This is a genomic window from Sphingobium sp. Leaf26 (assembly GCF_001421665.1).
Taxonomy (GTDB): Bacteria; Pseudomonadota; Alphaproteobacteria; order Sphingomonadales; family Sphingomonadaceae; genus Sphingobium.
This window is the reverse complement of record NZ_LMKV01000004.1, coordinates 1-18,171: the sequence shown is the minus strand read 5'-3', so window position 1 is coordinate 18,171 and position 18,171 is coordinate 1. Positions and strand designations below refer to the sequence as shown.

Genomic DNA, 18,171 nt, shown 5'->3' with positions numbered 1-18,171 from the left:
GGTCTGATCGCCGCATCGCTTACTGGTTCATCGAATCGAAGAAATTCTCGTTGGTCTTGCTGTCCTTCATCTTGTCCAGCAGGAACTCCATGGCGTCGATCGTGCCCATCTGCATCAGGATGCGGCGCAGCACCCACATCTTGCTGAGCGTGCCCTTGTCGACCAGCAACTCTTCCTTGCGGGTGCCGGACTTGCCGACGTCCAGCGCCGGGAAGATGCGCTTGTCCGCGACCTTGCGGTCCAGCACGATCTCCGAGTTGCCGGTGCCCTTGAACTCTTCGAAGATGACTTCGTCCATGCGGCTGCCGGTGTCGATCAGCGCGGTGGCGATGATGGACAGCGAACCGCCCTCCTCAATATTACGCGCCGCGCCGAAGAAGCGCTTGGGCCGCTGGAGCGCGTTGGCGTCCACACCGCCGGTCAGCACCTTGCCCGACGAGGGGACGACGGTGTTGTAGGCGCGGCCGAGGCGCGTGATCGAGTCGAGCAGGATGACGACATCCTTCTTGTGCTCGACAAGACGCTTGGCCTTTTCGATCACCATTTCAGCGACCTGCACGTGGCGGGTGGCCGGTTCGTCGAAGGTGGAGGAGACGACCTCCCCCTTCACGCTGCGCTGCATGTCGGTGACTTCTTCCGGACGCTCGTCGATCAGCAGGACGATCAGGAAGACTTCGGGATGATTGTCGGTGATCGCCTTGGCGATATTCTGGAGCATCACCGTCTTGCCGACGCGGGGCGGCGCGACGATCAGCGTGCGCTGGCCCTTGCCCTGAGGGCTGACAATGTCGATGACGCGGGCCGACTTGTCCTTCTGGGTCGGGTCGCCCGGATCGAGCGTCAGCTTCTGTTCGGGATAGAGCGGCGTCAGGTTGTCGAAATTGACGCGATGACGAACCACATCGGGATCGTCGAAATTCACGGTGTTGAGCTTCACCAGCGCGAAATAGCGCTCGCCATCCTTGGGGGCGCGGATTTCGCCTTCGACCGTGTCGCCGGTGCGCAGGCCGAATTTGCGGACCTGGTTGGGCGAGACATAGATGTCGTCGGGACCGGCCAGGAAATTCGCTTCGGGGCTACGCAGGAAGCCGAAGCCGTCTGGCAGCACCTCGATCGTGCCCTCACCCATGATCTGCTCGCCATTTTCTGCCTCGGCCTTCAGGATCGCGAACATCAAGTCCTGCTTGCGCAGCGTCGATGCGCTTTCGACGCCCAGTTCCTCCGCCATGGTGACGAGGTCGGCGGGAACGGTCTTCTTGAGGTCCTTCAGGTGCATTGCGAGTCGGTCCGATGGAGAGAGGAGGAATGTGTGGCCGGAAAAGGCAGGATGGAACCGAACAGGACGCCGGTCGAGTCCCGCTCCGGACGGACGGGATGAGTTATTTGGCGTTTAACGATCGCAAGGGCATCAAGTCAAGCAAGGACAGATGCGCGCAGCAGCGGAAAATCGCCTTTTTGACCCCGAAGCGGGCCGGGTGGTGGCGCTGGCGCGACGATGGCCTTCCATGATATAAGAGCGGTATAAGATGGAAGGATGAGGATATGGGACGGCGCCCGCTCTGTCTGGCTGTCTCCTTGGCTGCCCTGCTGGGCATCGGGCTGGCGACCGGCGGTCCGCCGCTCGCCGCGCAGGATCAGGCCGGGCCGTTGCCCGCCGCGGCCCAGCCTTCCCTCGACCCGGATGTGCCGCCCACCATCGTGCAGACAGGGCCGCCGCTGGACGATCGCGTCACCATCCCCATTTCGATCGACGGCAAGGGGCCGTGGGATTTCATCATCGACACCGGGTCACAACGCACGGTGATCGCCCGCGATCTGGCGCAGAAGCTGGCGCTGGCACCCCGCGCCAATGTCACCATCCTCAGCATGACCGGCCGGTCGGAGGCGCAGACCGTCGCCGTGCCGCGGCTGGGCTTTGGCGCCAGCACGATCGACGATATCGAGGCGCCGGTGCTGGAGGGTGAAAATCTGGGCGCGGCCGGTCTGCTGGGGCTGGACAGCCTGCATGCCAAGCGGGTGACGCTCAACTTTCGCACCGGACGGATGGAAATTGCCAGCAGTGGCGCCAACCGGCGCCTGTCGGTCGATCCCGATACGATCGTGGTGGAAGCGCGGCGCAAGCGCGGCCAGTTGATCCTGCTGGATTCCGAGGTGAACGGCATGCGGGTCAATGTCATGCTGGATACCGGCAGCCATTTCAGCATCGGCAATCTGGCGCTGCGCGACAAGCTGCTGGCGAAGAAGCGCGCGCCGGCGATGCTGGAAGCGACGCTGACCAGCGTGACCGGTGGGACGCTGACGGGCCAGGTCGGACGGATCAAGGGGGTGCGGATGGGCCGCGTCAACCTGATAGAGGTGCCGGTGCTGTTTGCCGACGCCAGCCCCTTTGCCGAACTGGGCTTGCAGGACAAGCCGGCGCTGCTCTTGGGCATCAGCGCGCTCAAAGTGTTCGATCGGGTGGCGATCGACTTCGGCCGGGGGAAGGTGGACTTCCTCTTGCCCGATGCCAGCGCGGCGCAGCCGACCCGCTGGGCGGTTAACGAGCAGGCCAAGAACTGAGGGTAGCCCTCTTCCGCAACGGAGATGAACAGATCCTTACTTATCGGTATTTTTTGCCAGATAGTCGGAAATCTTCCGATAGAAAACTGGTAGGTTCGCGCTGGAGTCCCTGATTTCCGTGGCTTTTCCGAAACTGGCACGGCCCCTGCAATGTCGTTGGCATGATCCACGACGGATCATCACAGAGATTTCAGGGAAGGACCATCACCATGAAGACCATCGCTTTCGCCGCCGCTATCGTCGCTGCCACCGTCGCCGTATCGGCCTCTGCCACCCCCGCCTTCGCCCAGCCTGAAGGTCGCTATGGATCGGCCAAGGTGACCTATGACGCATCGACCGACCGCTATTGCTTCCGCGAAACCATGACCGGTTCGATCATCCCGGTGACGCAGTGCCGCTCGAAGAGCGAATGGGCGCAAAATGGCCTGACCATCAACCACAGCAAGTCCGCGGTTCAGCTGGCCCGCCGCTGATGCGCTGCGCAGGCCCGGCTTTCCATCCCCTTCCCTATCGGTCCAGCCGGGCCGATCAGGGGTTGGCGGAAGGCCGGGGCGAAGGCTGTTGCTGCTGCTGTTGCTGGCGCTGACGATCGCGGCCCAGCACATTGTCGATCCATTGCTGGTCAATACGCGGCGGTTGCGGACGATCCTCCGGATCGACCTCCATCTGCTGATCTTCCGCCTCTTCACCGGAAGAAGAAGGCCGCTGACGCTGGATCGGCAGGCCGTTCTCATCCACCATCATGCCGCTATCGGCCCCGCCCGTGCCATTGTCCGGGCTGCCATAATAGGCCTCCTCGTCCGGCTCCAACTGCCATTCGGGCAGCGTGACCTGCGTCTCGAACTGCTCCACAGGACGCTTCGATACCGCCACCTTCATATAGTCGGCAAAGGCCCGTGCAGGCGCGCGGCCGCCCTGTAGTCCGCCGACCGTCCTGGCGTCGTCGCGGCCCATCCAGACACCCGTGGTGATGCCGCTGGAAAAGCCCAGGAAATAGCCATCCTTGTTGCTGGTGGTCGTGCCGGTCTTGCCCGCGACCGGGCGACCGATCTGCGCGGCCTTGCCGGTGCCGGTGCTGACTGCCGTCTGCATCAGGTCGGTCATGCCCGCCGCGACCCAGGGGGCGACCAGCACGCGACTGGTATCGTCCTGATGCTGGTAGAGCATGCGGCCATCCGCCGTCGTCACCTTGGTGATGCCATAGGGCGTCACGGCAATGCCCTTGCGCGCGATCGAGGCCGCAGCGCGGGTCATGTCGATCAGCCGCACGTCCGACGTGCCCAGCACCATCGAGGGATGGGTGTTGACCGGCGTGGTGATGCCAAAGCGGCGGGCCATGTCCGCGACGGTGGGGAAGCCGACTTCCACGCCCAGCTTCGCCGCGACCGTGTTGATCGAATAGGCGAAGGCGGTGCGAACGTCGATGTCGCCGGCAAAGCGGCCATTGGCATTGCGCGGGCTCCACCCGTTGATCGTCACCGGTTCGTCGGTGACGCCGGTATCGGGCGTGTAGCCAGCCTCCAGCGCCGCCATATAGACGAAGATCTTCCAGGCCGAGCCGGGCTGGCGGGTGGCGGTGGTGGCGCGATTATAGTTGGACGTCACATAGTCGAGCCCGCCGACCATAGCGCGCACCGCGCCGTCGCGGTCCAGGCTGACCAGCGCGCCCTGCGTGCCGCCCGGCACATTGGCCTTGATCGCGGCGGTCGCCGCATTCTGCATGCCAAGGTCGATGGTGGTATAGACTTCCAGCGGCTCGTTCGGCTCGTCGATCAGCAGGTCGAGCTGCGGCAAGGCCCAGTCGGTGAAGTAGCGCACGCTGTTCTGTGGCGGCTCCGGCGCCATCTTGACGCTGCCAAGGTCGGCAGCGGCGCGCTGCGACGCGGAAATGGCGTCATTGTCCTGCATCAGGTCCAGCACCACGCCGGCACGACCGATCGCGGCATCGGCATCGGCGGTGGGGGAGTAGCTGGACGGGGCCTTCACCAGACCGGCGATGATCGCAGCTTCGGGCAGGTCCAGCGATGTGGCGGGATGGCCGAAGAATTTTCGGCTCGCCGCGTCGATGCCATAGGCGCCGCCGCCGAAATAGACCTTGTTGAGATAGAGTTCGAGGATCTGTCGCTTGGTGAATTTGCGCTCCAGCGCCAGCGCCAGCACCATTTCGCGGATCTTGCGGCCGAAACTATAGCTGTTGTTGAGGAAGATGTTGCGCGTGACCTGCTGGGTGATGGTCGAAGCGCCCTGCCACCGGCGGCCGGTGCCGCGCCGTTCGACCGCGACCCAGGCGGCGCGCGCCATGCCGATCGGATCGACGCCGGGATGCAAATAGAAGCGGCGATCCTCGGTCGAAACCATGGCATCGACCATGACGTCGGGAATCTGGTCGTACCGCAACCACTGGCCGAAACTCGGCCCAAGCGACACGATCACCCTGCCGTCTGCGGCATGGACACGGATCATCTGGCCATTGGGGGAGGATTTCAGGCTGTCATAATCGGGCAGCGACTGCATCGCGATCACCACCGCGATCACCACCGCCAACAAACCCGCGACCGCCGCGGCAAGGCCGATCTTCAGCCCGCGCAGCGCCCATGTCTTGGCGCGGCCACGCGGCGCGCTCTTCTTCTTGCCTGATCCTGCCATCTGTGCCGCCTCGGATACGCCCTAATCCCGGCCCCTGCCAGCGCAAATCATGCAACCGACGCGGAAAAAGACCGTTGCGCCGTCCATGGCGAATGGCGCTTTACCAGGGATGAACGGCCCCCGTGCAGCCATGATGCAGGCAGTGGGGAAAGCATGCGCAGACCCGCTCCCTAGTGCTGCGGTTACGCCTCGTCGCGCGGCTTGAAGTCCAGCCCGGCGCTGTTCATGCAATAACGCAAGCCGTTGACGCCGGGACCGTCGGGAAAGACATGGCCCAGATGCCCTTCGCAGGTGGCGCAGCGGACTTCGGTGCGGATCATGCCATGGCTGGCGTCGCGAATTTCCTCGACCGCGTCGATATCGACCGGGGCGGTGAAGCTGGGCCAGCCCGACCCGCTGTCATATTTTTCCTCTGCATCGAACAGTTCCGCGCCGCAACCCGCGCAATAATAGACGCCGTCGGCCTTGTTGCCGTTATATTTGCCGGTGAAGGCCCGTTCGGTGCCGGCTTCGCGCAGCACATGATATTGTTCGGGGGAAAGGCGGTCGCGCCATTCGGCTTCGCTCAGGGTCAGCTTGTCCATGGGGGCAATATGGCCCTGTATGACAGGTGGTTCAAGTGCGGGTTCAGGCAACTATGGGGTTAAGCCCGTTCCCGTGCCGCCTGCCGCGCGATCGCCAGCAATTCGTGGCGGACCAGCAGGTCGCCGGTGCCCCGGCCGGATCGGGTGGCGCGCTCCGCGTCCAGCAGGCGCTGGATGACGCGGGCGATGCCCGGCGCGTCCCATGTCCGCACCTGCCGCGTGACCAGCCCCTTTTCCTTCCAGAACACTGCCTTGCCCGCCGCCTCGACCGCGCCCTCCAGCCGGCCGCTGGCGTCGAAATCGGTGCGGATATTCGCGATAAGCATGGCGCGGCCGAGCAGCGGTCGAATCACCGCCGCCATCGCCGTGCCGGTTTCGCTGAGGCTGCTCAGTTCGCGGTGCATCGCGCGCAGATCGCCGCCCAGCACGGCATTGACCAGCGGCGCGACCTCCGTATCGGGATTGTCGGCGGACAGGGCGTCGAGTGCTTCGGCGGTGGCGTCGCGCGGCCGGTCGGGCGCGGCGTCGAGATAGAGGATCAACTTCTCGATCTCGCCGGTCATCAGCGCCCGGTCGCCATTGGCAAGCGATACGATGCGCCGCGCCAGTTCCGTCGACAGGCGCAACCCGCCGTCGCGGGCAATGCCGATGGCGATCTGTTCCGATTCGCGCGCGTCGGGCTGATAGGAGATGCAGGCCATCGCGCCCTTATGCTCCAGCGCCAGCTTGACCAGTTTCGACGTTGCCTTGAGCGCGCCGGCGATGGCGATAACCGGATTGCCGGCGGCCTGCGCCTCCAGCAGGGCGGTCAGGGCGGGGACCGATTCCTCGCCCATGCCGCTGATACGAATCCAGCGCTTGTCGCCGAACATGGAGAAGGACGCGGCCTCATCCGCCAGCCGGGCGGGATCGTCTTTCAGTGTCGCGCCATCCAGGTCGATCCGCTCCGCCTGCGGCCCCATGGCGCGTTCCAGACGTTTCGCCAGCGACTGGCTACCCGCTTCGTCGGGACCGTAAAGCAGGAAGAAGCGAATATCTGCCGGCGGGGCATCCAGCGCCCGTTCGATCTGGCCGCGACTGGCCTTCAAGGGCGCGCCGCCTTGCGCGAATAGAGCGCCAGCCGGGTGATGATCTGGTCCGCCACCGTCTGCGACAGCCGCTCCAGCGCGGTGTCTTCGGCCGCGATCGTGGCATATTCGCTGGAGGTGACGTCGATGCCGGCATCCGACCCGGCGGTATCGTCCAGCAACTGCGCGCCGGTCGTTTCGTCCACCAGTTGATAGCGGGCCCGCAGCGTGCGGCGTTCGCGGGTGATGGCGGCGTCGGCGCGCAAGCCGAAACCGGCGATATTGTCGTCCAGCTTCACCACCAGCTTGTAGCGCGGACCGGACCCGCCCTGCATGGCGGCGAGTCGATCATTGAGCGCATTGCGCACCAGCCAGCCGCCCTTGCCCTCGATCGGTTCGACCGTGACATTCCCCAGCGCCTGCGCCACCACGCCCTGTCCGCCCCCGCCATAGACGGGACGCAGCCCGCAGGCCGTGAGCAACAGAGGCAGGGCGATAAGGGGCAGGATGCGCTTCATGGATCAGACCTTTAACCGTTCGGGCTGTCGGAACAAGCCGCTTGTCTTGGTCCGATGTCGAAGCCCCTTCCTGCCTTCCCGGTGGATTTAGAGGACGATGTTCACCAGCCGGCCGGGCACCACGATGATCTTCTTGGGGCTTGCACCATCGAGCGTGCGGACGACGTTGGGCGCGGCCAGAGCCAATTTCTCCAGCTCATCCCTGGGCGTATCCTTCGCCACGGTGATGGTGTCACGCAGCTTGCCCATCACCTGACAGGCGATGGTGACTTCATCGTCCACCAGCAGCGCCGGATCGACCGTCGGCCAGGCGGCGTCGGCGATCAGGCCGTCTTGCCCCATTTCCGCCCAGCCCTCTTCGGCCAGATGTGGCGTCATCGGCGCGACCAGCAGTGCAAGGCCACGGATCGCGGCGGTGCGCGATGCGGACGGCCTGGCCTTCTCGATCGCATTGGTCAGTTCATAAATCTTGGCGACGGCCTTGTTGAAGCCCAGCGCCTCGATATCCCTGGCGATGCCGTCCACCGTCTGGTGCAGCTTGCGGTCCAGTAGCTTGTCTTCGCCCTGCGCGCTGGCGTCCGCTTCGCCGAACAACCGCCAGACGCGGTTGACGAAGCGCCACGATCCTTCGATTCCGGCCTCGGTCCAGGGCAGGTCGCGTTCCGGCGGGCTGTCCGACAGCATGAACCAGCGCACCGCGTCCGCGCCATATTGGGCGATGATATCGTCGGGATCGACGACATTCTTCTTGGACTTGGACATCTTGATGACCCGGCCGACCTCGACCGGGGCATTGTCAGCGATCAGGGTCGCGCCGTCCGATGTGCGGGCGATCTCGGCCGGTGCGAAATAGACGGAGGGCAGCCCCTCACCCTGTTCGCGGCTGTACGTCTCATGCGTCACCATGCCCTGCGTGAACAGGCCGGTGAACGGCTCGGCAAAGTCCAGTTGCCCCATATGCTGGAGTGCGCGGGTCCAGAAGCGGGCGTAGAGCAGATGCAGGATCGCATGTTCCACGCCACCGATATATTGTCCGACCGGCAGCCACTGCTCGACCGTAGCGCGATCGAACGGCTTATCCGACGGCTGGCTGGCGAAGCGGATGAAATACCAGCTCGAATCCGCGAACGTGTCCAGCGTGTCCGTCTCGCGCACCGCCGGCTTGCCGCAGCTTGGGCATGTCACATGTTTCCATGTCGGATGCCGATCCAGCGGGTTGCCCGGAATGTCGAAGCTGACATCCTCCGGCAGCACGACGGGCAACTGCGCCTTGGGCACCGGCACGACGCCGCAACCCTCGCAATGGATGACCGGGATCGGCGTGCCCCAATAACGCTGTCGCGACACGCCCCAGTCGCGCAGGCGGAACACGGTCTTGCCCGCGCCCCAGCCTTCGGATTCGGCGCGGGCGATCACGGCGGCCTTGGCCTCCTCGACGCTCATGCCGTCCAGAAAGCGCGAGTTCACCAGAGCGCCGGTGCCGGTATAGGCTTCGTTGTGGATCGGCGTGTCGGCCTCGCCTTCCAGCGCGACGACGCGCTCCACGGGAAGCATATATTTGCGCGCAAAGTCCAGGTCGCGCTGGTCATGCGCCGGCACGCCCATGACCGCGCCGGTGCCATAGTCCATCAGCACGAAATTGGCGATGAAGACGGGCAGGTGCCATTCGGGATCGAACGGATGCGCGACGGTCAGTCCGGTGTCGAAGCCCAGCTTCTCCGCCGTTTCCAGTTCGGCTGCCGTGGTGCCGCCTTCCTTGCACTTTTCGATGAAGGCGACCGCATCCGGGTTGTTCGCCGCCACCGCCTGCGCGACCGGGTGGTCGGCGGCGATCGCGACAAAGCTGGCGCCGAAGATGGTGTCGGGACGGGTCGAATAGACCTCGATCTGTGTGTCGAACGGCGCGACCGGCTCGAAATGAAATTGCAGGCCGACCGACTTGCCGATCCAGTTTTCCTGCATCGTCCGCACCTTGTCGGGCCACTGGTCCAGACCTTTCAGGCCCTCCAGCAGATCGTCGGCGAACTGCGTGATCTTGAGGAACCACTGGCTCAGCTTACGCTTCTCGACCAGCGCGCCCGAACGCCAGCCGCGCCCGTCGATCACCTGTTCATTGGCCAGCACGGTCATGTCGACCGGATCCCAATTGACCGCCGATTCCTTGCGATAGACCAGGCCCGCGTCCAGCATGTCCAGGAACAGCGCCTGTTCATGGCCATAATAGTCCGGCTCGCAGGTGGCGAGTTCGCGGCTCCAATCGATCGCGAAGCCCAGCTTCTTCAACTGCGCGCGCATGTTGGCGATATTGTCGCGGGTCCAGCTACCCGGATGGACCTTCTTTTCCATCGCCGCATTTTCGGCCGGCATGCCGAAGGCGTCCCAGCCCATCGGATGCAACACTTCATGGCCGGTCATCCGGCGGAAGCGCGCCAGCACGTCGCCCATCGAGTAATTGCGGACATGACCGATGTGGATGCGCCCCGACGGATAGGGGAACATCTCCAGCACATAGGAGCGCGGCTTGGTCGAGGCGTCGTCCGCCTTGAAGCTCTGCTGCTCGTCCCAGGTCGCCTGCCAGCGGGCGTCGGCCTCCAGCGGGTTGAAGCGCCTCTGCATGTCATGTCCTTACAAATGCGGGCGGGCTGGGCCTATTGCGAAGCCCAGCCCGAAGGGTTTTGAAAAACGGGCATGGGTGACGCCCGAAAAGGGGTGGTTCAGCCGATCGCCGTGCGGCGCAGGTCGCGCGCCTTGGTAAGGATGACCTCCTCCAGCTTCTGGACGGTGGCGGCCTGAACCGGGGCATCGACCCACTGGCCATTCTGGTTCACCTGCCGGCTGGCGGCGACGCGCAGCGCATCGGCGCGCAGATCCTGGTCCAGAATCGACACGGTCAGCTTCATCCGCTCATTGGGCGTGTTGGGATTGGCGTACCAGTCGGTGACGATCACGCCGCCGTTCGAATCGGTCTGCACCATCGGCATGAACGACAGGGTGTCGAGCGACGCGCGCCACAGATAGGCGTTGACGCCGATCGTCGTGACCTTCGACGCGGCGATGTCGGCCTTGGGCCGGTCCTTGGACCCGCCACCGCAAGCGGCGAGCGGCAGGATCGCGGCCAGCATCAGGCCGGCGGTTGCGGGAACGGAAAGACGGCGGACCATCAGGCATGTCCTAGCTTGAAAAGACGAAAAACTGCCCGCTTCTATAGTGGTCGTGCGCCATGGGGCAAGGGCTAGCATAAGGCAGGCCCCGCGCATGTGCGACAGGCCGCTATGGTAGCGTTCACTTCGACGCCTTCGCCTTATGTGTATTCCGTGCAACAGCTCAGACAAAAAGCCCGTCCGCCCCTAGCCAATGGAGGCTTTTCGGGTGTAGAGCGTTGTCAAAGATATACGGGCGGGAACAAGAGTCGGGTCATGGGTATGAAAAGGGGACATTTGCTGGGATCGGGTGCGGCATTGGCCGTGGCTGGCTTCCTGCTGTCGCCCGCCATCGGCGCTGTGACCGATCTTGCACGTTCGCGTTCCGAAGCGCCCGCCGCTTCGCTGGGGAGCATCGGCTCCTTCACCCCGACGATCAAGGATCCGCGGCTGGCTGCGGCCTATGCCCGGATCGTGGCGTCCGCGAATCAGCGCGGCTTCCGTTTCACCCCGACCAGCGGCTCGCTGAGCGGCCAGCGTTCCGTCACCGTGATGGTGCGCGCGGCGGATGGCGATCGCGTTGCGGTCAATCGTCCGCTCGACATGGTCGACATCAAGCCGGTCGCTTTCAGCCTGAACGGGGCGCATAACTGGCGCAAGTTCGCCCTGCCCGACGCGGTGGGTCGCAAGGCGCTGGACCCGGTGCCGGTCCAGACCATGGTCGATGCCAAGAATTTCTCGCTGGATGACGACAAGAAGGATCGCTTCAGTACCAAGGTGATGCTGGAAACCCGCCGTGAGCCGGGTACGGCCGCGGCCACGGTTCGCAATCCGTCGGCGGACAAGGAATACTCGCTGGATCTGGCCAGTTCCTATTCGCTGACGCGCAACCTGAACGTCACCGCCGGCGTGCGCTACAATAACAGCGTGGCGGGCCGCCTGGCCCCGATGACCGATGATCGCCAGGACAGCCAGGCCGTCTATCTGGGCACGATCTTCAAATTCTGATTCGGTCGACGGTTTTGCCGTCGCAGCTTCTGGTTCTTATGAAACGCTGGATGTTGGATTGGCGTCTGCCCCATTCAGCGGGTAAGAGCGCGCAGTTCCAAGCTTTCCGCAGACCCGTTCGCCTTTGGACTCTCGAAGAGCTGCCTTAGTTCGCTACATGGCGGAAAATTGGGTTGCGATAGGCTTGGCCCGAACGGGGAAGCGGTACTCCTGGAGCGCGCTGCGTTGGATCCGACGCAGGTCGCGCGCTCCCGTTTTTGTCTTCGCATCGCCTTGAGTGAAAACCCGGTTCCCACTTTTTCGCACGATGCCCTAAGCCCTGTCCACCACCGCTGACGGCAGCGGCTCCCCAGAAAAATAAGCGCTGAGGTTTGCGCGCAGCATGGCCAGCATCCGCGCCACGGCCGCATCGGTCGCGCCGGCGGTATGCGGCGTCAGTACGATGTTGGGCACATCGACCCAGAGTGCCGGAGCGGTCGGCTCCTGCGTGAACACGTCCAGCGCGGCGCCGCCCAGCCGCCCGTCCTTCAGCGCCGCGATCAGCGCCTCCTCATCCACCAGTTGCCCGCGCGCGACATTCACCAGCAAGCCGCCCGGCCCCAGCGCCGCCATGATATCAGCGTCGATCATGCCGTGGTTCGTGTCATCCGCCTTCGCCGCCACGACCATGATATCGGACGCCTGCGCCAGCGCCGCCAGACTGTCGGCGCGCGGCCAGCCCAGTGCGGGCTTGGGCCTTGGCCCCCACCATTGCACCTGCATCCGCATCGCTTCGGCCCGGCGGGCGATGGCGATGCCGATCGCGCCCATGCCGACGATTCCCAGCCGCGCCCCGCCCAGCGATCGGGTGATGGTTTTCGCCCCTGCCACCCAGCCCCCGGCCCGCAACTGCCGGTCGCCCTCTACGATCTGCCGTCGGTGGGCCAGGATCAGGCCGATCGCATGGTCGGCCACATCCTCCGCATTGGCATCGCCCGCATGGGTGACGGCGATACCCCGCGCCCGTGCCCGGTCGAGATCGACCCCGTCATAGCCCACGGTGAAGCAGGCGATCAGGCCAAGCCGCGGCATGGCCGCCAGCAGCGCCGGATCAAGCCGATATTCGCCCGCCGTCACCAGCGCCTGCGCATCGGCCAGCCGCGCCCGCCCGGCCTCCTCCCACAGGGGCAGGACGTCATAGTCCTGTGCCAATGCGCCCAGCAGTGGCGCCAGATGCGGCTGGGCGACCAGAATCGCTGGTGAGTCGGGCGGGCGCGTATCGCTCATCCGATCTGTCGCAACGCCTGCGCGAAATCAGCGATCAGATCATCCGCATCCTCACAACCGATCGAGATGCGGACCATATTGTCGCTGATCGCCAGTGCCTTCTTGCGCTCGGCCGGCACCGACAAATGGGTCATCGCGGCCGGATGACTGGCCAGCGTCTCGGTGCCGCCGAGACTCACCGCCAGCTTGGCGATCTTGAGCGCGTCGAGAAAGGCGAAGGCCTCCGCCTCCCCGCCCTTGAGGTACAGCGAGAAGGTCGATCCCGCCCCGCTACAATGGCGGCGGTAGATATCGGCCTGCAGCTCCGTCTCCGGGAAGCCGAGATAGACGATCTTTTCCACCTGCGGCTGGTCCTTCAGCCACGCGCAGACCTTCTGCGCATTCTCGCCCGCCCGGCTCATCCGCAATTCCAGCGTCTCCAACGAGCGCAGCAGCATCCAGGCGCTGTGCGGATCAAGGATCGTGCCGATCGTGTTGCGCATCAGGCGGATGGCGTTGATGAGCGCATTGGACCCCAGCACCCCGCCGGCGACCAGATCGCTATGCCCGCCGGCATATTTGGTGAGGCTGTAGATGACGAGGTCGGCGCCATGGGCGATCGGTTTGTGCCACAATGGTCCCAGGAAGGTGTTGTCGATCGCGATCGGCGGGACATGATCCTCGCCCGCGAACAGCGAGTCGCGCCGCGCGACAACCGCCTCCAGGTCGACCAGCACATTGGTCGGATTGGCCGGGCTTTCCAGGTAGAGCAGGGCGACGCGGCCCAGCCCCCTGGCCTTCTCGATCACCGCACCGATCTCGTCCTCGGTCGCGCCGGCCGGGAAATCGAGCCATTGCACCCCGAATTTGCCGAGGATGCGGCCGATCAGCGATTCGGTCGCGGCATAAAGCGGGGCGCTGTGCACGATGACGTCGCCGGGTTGTACCAGCGCCAGCAGGGTGGTGGCGATCGCCGACATGCCGCTGGAAAAGAGCAGCGCGTCCTCCGCCTCCTCCCACACGGACAGGCGATCCTCGCAAATCTCCTGATTGGGGCCGTTGAAGCGGGAATAGACCAGCCCTTCCGCGCCGCCCGGACGAATGCCGGTCACCCCCTCGAAATGGCGCTTGCCCGCCGCTGCGCTCTCGAAGGCGAAGGTCGAGGTGAGGAAGATGGGTGGCTTGAGCGAGCCTTCCGACAGGGTCGGGTCATAGCCATGGCCCATCATCAGCGTCGCGGGCTTCAGCTTGCGGCCGTCAATCTCCATGATCGGCGCCTTGGGGCGGCGGCGGTTGCGCGGCGCGTTCACGCCGGTCAGGTCGGCTTCGGTGAAATCAGGCGTTTCGCCGGTCATGTCATATCTCCTGCTGGCGACGTCTGTGCGTCGCTGTCATGCGCCGGAGTGTAACGCAGGCCGTCGGCAAAGAGCCAGAGCGGCGAGTAAGATTATTTCCTGCCGTTATATGATTATTCCGCGTGCAATCCGGCGGCTCAGGCGACCAGCCCCTCCTCCACCTCGACGACGACCGGCGCGTCGTCCGGGCCGATCAGGTCGCGGGATGCGGAGTATCGCCCGACATTGAGGGTTTCGGCGTAGAAGCCCCACCATTGGGTCCAGAAAGCGGCGGGCATGAACCAGAAGTCGAAAAAGACGTCGGGAATTGCCTGCGTGCTCATTTTCTCGGTCATAGTCTCTCCATAAAGGCGTGCGGCGCGACACCCCTATACGCATGATCCCCTGTGGAGTTGCGCGAGTCTGAAGGCAGATGCGCAATCTAACATGGCTGCAACCCGCTGGCAAAGCGCAAGCGGTGACAGGCGCGGCAAGGCACCCTACACCGGGGTCATGCCGGTCACCCTCCCCGCCATCATCGACACCTGGTTCGACGCGCGCGGCTGGCGTCCGCGGCGGCATCAGATGGATATGCTGGCGGCGGCGGAACGCGGCGACCATGCGCTATTGGTTGCACCGACCGGGGCGGGCAAGACGCTGGCGGGTTTCCTGCCGAGCCTGGCGGATCTGATCGCCCATCCGACCGACCGGCTGCACACCCTCTATGTCTCGCCGCTCAAGGCGCTGGCGGTCGATGTGCGCCGCAATCTGCTGACGCCGATCGAGGAAATGGGGCTGTCGATCAGTGTCGAGACGCGGACCGGTGACACGCCATCGGATCGCAAGGCGCGGCAGCGGGTGCGCCCGCCGCACATATTGCTGACCACCCCCGAATCGCTGTCGCTCCTGCTCAGCTATCCCGATGCGGCATTGCTCTTCTCCGACCTGAAGACGGTGATCGTGGATGAGGTCCATGCTTTTGCCACGCAGAAGCGTGGCGACCTTCTGAACCTGTCGATGGCGCGCTTGCAGGCGATCAATCCGACGCTGCGCCGCGTCGCGCTGTCCGCGACCGTGGCCGATGTCGATGCCTATCGCGCCTGGCTGGCGCCCGATGGCGATATCGACGCCGTGACGCCAGTCATGGGCGAGGCGGGCGCCGAACCGAACGTCGCGATCCTGATTCCCGAAGGCCGCGTGCCATGGTCGGGCCATTCGGGCAAATATGCCGCGAAGCAGGTGATGGCGGAGATCGAGGCGCGGCAGACCACGCTGGTCTTCTGCAATACGCGCGGGTTGGCGGAGCTGATCTTTCAGGAGCTCTGGTCCGTCAACGACGCCAACCTTCCGATCGCCATCCACCATGGCAGCCTGTCGATCGAGGCGCGGCGCAAGGTCGAGTCGGCGATGGCGGCGGGCAAGCTGCGCGCGCTGGTCGCGACCGCCAGCCTCGACCTTGGCGTGGATTGGGGCAATGTCGACTGCGTGATCCAGATGGGCGCGCCCAAGGGATCGTCGCGTCTGCTCCAGCGCATCGGTCGCGCCAATCACCGGCTCGACATGGCGTCGGAGGCGATTCTGATACCCGGCAATCGCTTCGAATATCTGGAGGCGCGCGCGGCGCTCGACGCGGTGGAGGCAGGCGAGCGCGATGCCGATGATTTCCGGCCCGGCAGCCTCGACGTGCTGGCGCAGCATGTCATGGGCCTGGCCTGCGCCGGGCCGTTCCGCGCGGAAGAATTGCTGGCGGAGGTGCAATCGGCCATGCCCTATAGCGCGCTGACCCCCGAAGCGTTCGACCATGTCCTGCATTTTATCGAGGGTGGTGGCTATGCCCTGCGCGCCTATGACCGGTTCAAGCGGCTGACGCAGGATGATGACGGTAGCTGGCGCGTGTCCCATCCCCGCTTCATCCAGCAGCATCGGCTCAACGCGGGCATCATCGTCGATCAGCCGGCCCTCGCCGTCCGCTTCGCCAACGGGCGCAAGCTCGGCACGGTGGAGGAAGGGTTCGCCGCGCAGCTACGCCCCGGCGACAGCTTCTTCTTTTCCGGCATGGCGTTGGAAGTGGTGCGGATGGATACGTCCGACCTGACCGTGCGCGCGACGTCGAAGCAGGCGCGCATCCCCAGTTGGGGCGGATCACGGATGGCGATGTCGACGCGGCTGGCCGACCGGGTGCGCCATTTTCTGGCTGAGCCGGAGGAATGGCATCGCTTCCCGCCCGACGTGCGCGAATGGCTGGAAATGCAGAAGCTGCGCTCCACCCTGCCCCAGCCCGGCCAGCTTTTGATCGAAACCTTCCCGCATGAAGGGCGGCATTATCTGGTCTGCTACAGTTTCGAAGGCTGGAATGCGCATCAGTCGCTGGGCATGTTGCTGACCCGGCGAATGGAAAGTCAGGGGCTGATGCCGCTGGGCTTCGTCGCCAACGACTATGCGCTGGCGGTCTATGGCATGAAGCCGGTCACCGATCCGGCCAGCCTTTTTTCCGCCGACATTCTCGACCACGAGTTCGTCGACTGGGTCGAGCAGTCGAGCCTGCTCAAGCGCGCCTTCCGCGATGTGGCGGTCATCTCCGGGCTGATCGAGCGGCAGCATCCGGGCAAGCGCAAGACCGGGCGGCAGGTCACCTTCTCCACCGATCTCATCTACGACGTACTGCGCAAATATCAGCCCGATCATCTGCTGCTGAAGGCCGCATGGGCGGATGCGCGCGCGCGCATGACCGATGTCGGGCGGCTGGGCGACCTGATCGACCGGGCGGGCCAGACCATGCTGCATGTGACGCTGGACCGGGTCAGTCCGCTCGCGGTGCCGGTGCTGATCCTGATCGGCCGGGAGCATGTGGCGCAGACGGCGGCCGAAGATGCACTGTTGATGGAGGCAGAGGCGCTGGTGGCAGAGGCGATGCGGGCGGACTGACGCCTGAGTTGATCGGGATCAGCTAAAGACCCATACTGCTGTAATGATGATCTTTTCCCTGCGGAGCCTGTCACTCCTGTTCGCCCTTTCGCCGCTCCCTTCACTGGCCGCCGAGCCGGATTTCTTCGGCGCGGCCCTGTGCCAGCCGCCCTATTCGCTTGGCAGCGCCACGGCTCTTTACGAGGCGGCGGAAAAGATCGCCAAGCCCGACACATCGGCGCTGGGCGCGGCGATCTATCATTTGCGTAGACCGATCGAACGCGATGGGTTCGTCACTCAGGATGTGATGTTCGGCGGCATGGCCGTCGGCGTGCTGATCCAGGGCGAGGTGGCGGGCAAACTGGCCGAGCGCTTTGATCTCAAGCCGGAATCGCACCGGTTGCTGGGCAGTGCCAGCCTCGGCTTTTCCCGGCAACTGCCTGACGCCGATCAGGGGATGAAAGATATGGGCCTGATTTCGATCGTCGCCCGGCAGGGACCGGCGCTCAAGGGGCAAACCCTGCTTGCCTGCGAATTCGTGTCGGATGAAGACCGCGCGACGATGGAGGAACTGGAGGGTGCGACGCCGGACTGACCGACTAGGCGCTGTCTGCATTCATAGGATTTCCATTTTGCATGAGATCTGATTCAAGGTCGTTGAAGGAGACGATCTTTGAGCAGACGGGTGCTGACGGACGCTACTCGATACGACAAGATCGCCGCCAACTTCCTTGGCTTCATCAAGCTCGCCAGCATCATGCTATGGCTCAAATGATTAAATCGTCACTACAGCCTAGGCGCTGTCTGCATTCATAGGATTYCCATTTTGCATGAGATCTGATTCAAGGTCGTTGAAGGAGACGATCTTTGAGCAGACGGGTGCTGACGGACGAGCAATGGAGCCGGATCGAGGGGTATCTTCCGGGTCGTGCCGGGACGCCTGGACGCAGCGGCGTTGATAATCGGCTGTTTGTCGATGCGATCCTGTGGATGGCGGGCAACGCGRCGCATTGGCGCGATCTACCGGATATATTCGGTAAGTGGACGGCAGTTCATGCGCGCTTCCGCCGATGGTCACGCAACGGGGTATGGGAGGGACTTTTCCATGCCATGGCCGACACGCCGGACTTCGAATATGTTAGTTGCGGAGCGCCTCCATCAGCTTT

At 64.4% G+C, this 18,171-nt stretch carries 16 protein-coding genes; 6 read left to right on the top strand and 10 right to left on the bottom strand.

Annotated features, from left to right (window positions below; translation table 11 throughout):
* Positions 1–19: 19 nt before the first annotated feature.
* A complete protein-coding gene (gene rho, locus ASE85_RS06260; RefSeq protein ID WP_056685346.1) occupies positions 20–1,276 on the bottom strand; it encodes a transcription termination factor Rho in 1,257 nt (418 codons plus the stop codon).
* 266 nt (positions 1,277–1,542) lie between these two features.
* Between rho and ASE85_RS06250 the strand changes: the two genes are divergently transcribed.
* The gene (locus ASE85_RS06250) at positions 1,543–2,559 is read left to right on the top strand and encodes a retroviral-like aspartic protease family protein (protein WP_056685340.1); all 1,017 of its coding nucleotides are present in this window, start codon (positions 1,543–1,545) and stop codon (positions 2,557–2,559) included.
* 209 nt (positions 2,560–2,768) lie between these two features.
* Entirely contained in the window at positions 2,769–3,032 is a 264-nt protein-coding gene (locus ASE85_RS06245) for a hypothetical protein (RefSeq protein ID WP_056685338.1), read from the top strand.
* A 55-nt stretch (positions 3,033–3,087) separates the two neighbouring features.
* Here the strand turns inward: ASE85_RS06245 and ASE85_RS06240 are convergent, their stop codons facing one another.
* The 6 genes from ASE85_RS06240 to ASE85_RS06215 all read right to left on the bottom strand — a co-directional run bounded on the left by ASE85_RS06240 (position 3,088) and on the right by ASE85_RS06215 (position 10,535).
* A complete protein-coding gene (locus tag ASE85_RS06240) occupies positions 3,088–5,205 on the bottom strand; it encodes a transglycosylase domain-containing protein (protein ID WP_056685335.1) in 2,118 nt (705 codons plus the stop codon).
* A gap of 182 nt (positions 5,206–5,387) precedes the next feature.
* Positions 5,388–5,789, bottom strand: coding sequence for a peptide-methionine (R)-S-oxide reductase MsrB (gene msrB / locus ASE85_RS06235; RefSeq protein ID WP_056685332.1), 402 nt, complete (start codon positions 5,787–5,789; stop codon positions 5,388–5,390).
* A 59-nt stretch (positions 5,790–5,848) separates the two neighbouring features.
* Positions 5,849–6,877, bottom strand: coding sequence for a DNA polymerase III subunit delta (gene holA, locus ASE85_RS06230; RefSeq protein WP_056685330.1), 1,029 nt, complete (start codon positions 6,875–6,877; stop codon positions 5,849–5,851).
* A complete protein-coding gene (lptE, locus tag ASE85_RS06225; RefSeq protein ID WP_056685327.1) occupies positions 6,874–7,374 on the bottom strand; it encodes an LPS assembly lipoprotein LptE in 501 nt (166 codons plus the stop codon). Before lptE ends, holA begins: the two co-directional genes overlap by 4 nt.
* 87 nt (positions 7,375–7,461) lie before the next feature.
* Positions 7,462–9,990 carry a leucine--tRNA ligase gene (gene leuS, locus ASE85_RS06220; protein WP_056685324.1) on the bottom strand — a complete coding sequence of 843 codons (2,529 nt, stop codon included), beginning with the start codon at positions 9,988–9,990 and terminating at the stop codon, positions 7,462–7,464.
* 98 nt (positions 9,991–10,088) lie between these two features.
* Complete coding sequence (locus ASE85_RS06215; RefSeq protein WP_056685321.1) at positions 10,089–10,535, bottom strand: DUF3576 domain-containing protein; 447 nt, start codon at positions 10,533–10,535, stop codon at positions 10,089–10,091.
* A 255-nt stretch (positions 10,536–10,790) separates the two neighbouring features.
* Here ASE85_RS06215 and ASE85_RS06210 point away from each other — a divergent pair, with 255 nt between their 5' ends.
* On the top strand, positions 10,791–11,522 hold the full coding sequence (locus tag ASE85_RS06210; RefSeq protein WP_056685306.1) for a hypothetical protein: 732 nt from the start codon (positions 10,791–10,793) through the stop codon (positions 11,520–11,522).
* 312 nt (positions 11,523–11,834) lie between these two features.
* Here ASE85_RS06210 and ASE85_RS06205 read toward each other — a convergent pair whose 3' ends face one another.
* The 3 genes from ASE85_RS06205 to ASE85_RS06195 form a co-directional block, all read right to left on the bottom strand.
* Positions 11,835–12,788, bottom strand: coding sequence for a 2-hydroxyacid dehydrogenase (locus ASE85_RS06205; protein WP_056685302.1), 954 nt, complete (start codon positions 12,786–12,788; stop codon positions 11,835–11,837).
* Entirely contained in the window at positions 12,785–14,122 is a 1,338-nt protein-coding gene (locus tag ASE85_RS06200) for a cystathionine gamma-synthase family protein (RefSeq protein ID WP_056685299.1), read from the bottom strand. The genes ASE85_RS06205 and ASE85_RS06200 overlap by 4 nt, the downstream gene beginning before the upstream one ends.
* A 137-nt stretch (positions 14,123–14,259) precedes the next feature.
* Positions 14,260–14,457 (bottom strand): hypothetical protein, encoded by a 198-nt coding sequence (locus tag ASE85_RS06195; protein WP_056685297.1) that lies wholly within the window; start codon positions 14,455–14,457, stop codon positions 14,260–14,262.
* Positions 14,458–14,614: 157 nt separating this feature from the next.
* Here ASE85_RS06195 and ASE85_RS06190 point away from each other — a divergent pair, with 157 nt between their 5' ends.
* From ASE85_RS06190 to ASE85_RS22275, 3 genes are all read left to right on the top strand, one after another.
* Positions 14,615–17,026, top strand: coding sequence for a ligase-associated DNA damage response DEXH box helicase (locus tag ASE85_RS06190; protein WP_056685544.1), 2,412 nt, complete (start codon positions 14,615–14,617; stop codon positions 17,024–17,026).
* Between the two features lie 43 nt (positions 17,027–17,069).
* The gene (locus tag ASE85_RS06185) at positions 17,070–17,600 is read left to right on the top strand and encodes a hypothetical protein (RefSeq protein WP_056685294.1); all 531 of its coding nucleotides are present in this window, start codon (positions 17,070–17,072) and stop codon (positions 17,598–17,600) included.
* A gap of 272 nt (positions 17,601–17,872) precedes the next feature.
* Positions 17,873–18,171 (top strand): transposase (locus ASE85_RS22275; RefSeq protein ID WP_156358227.1); only part of this gene is annotated, 299 nt, incomplete at its 3' end.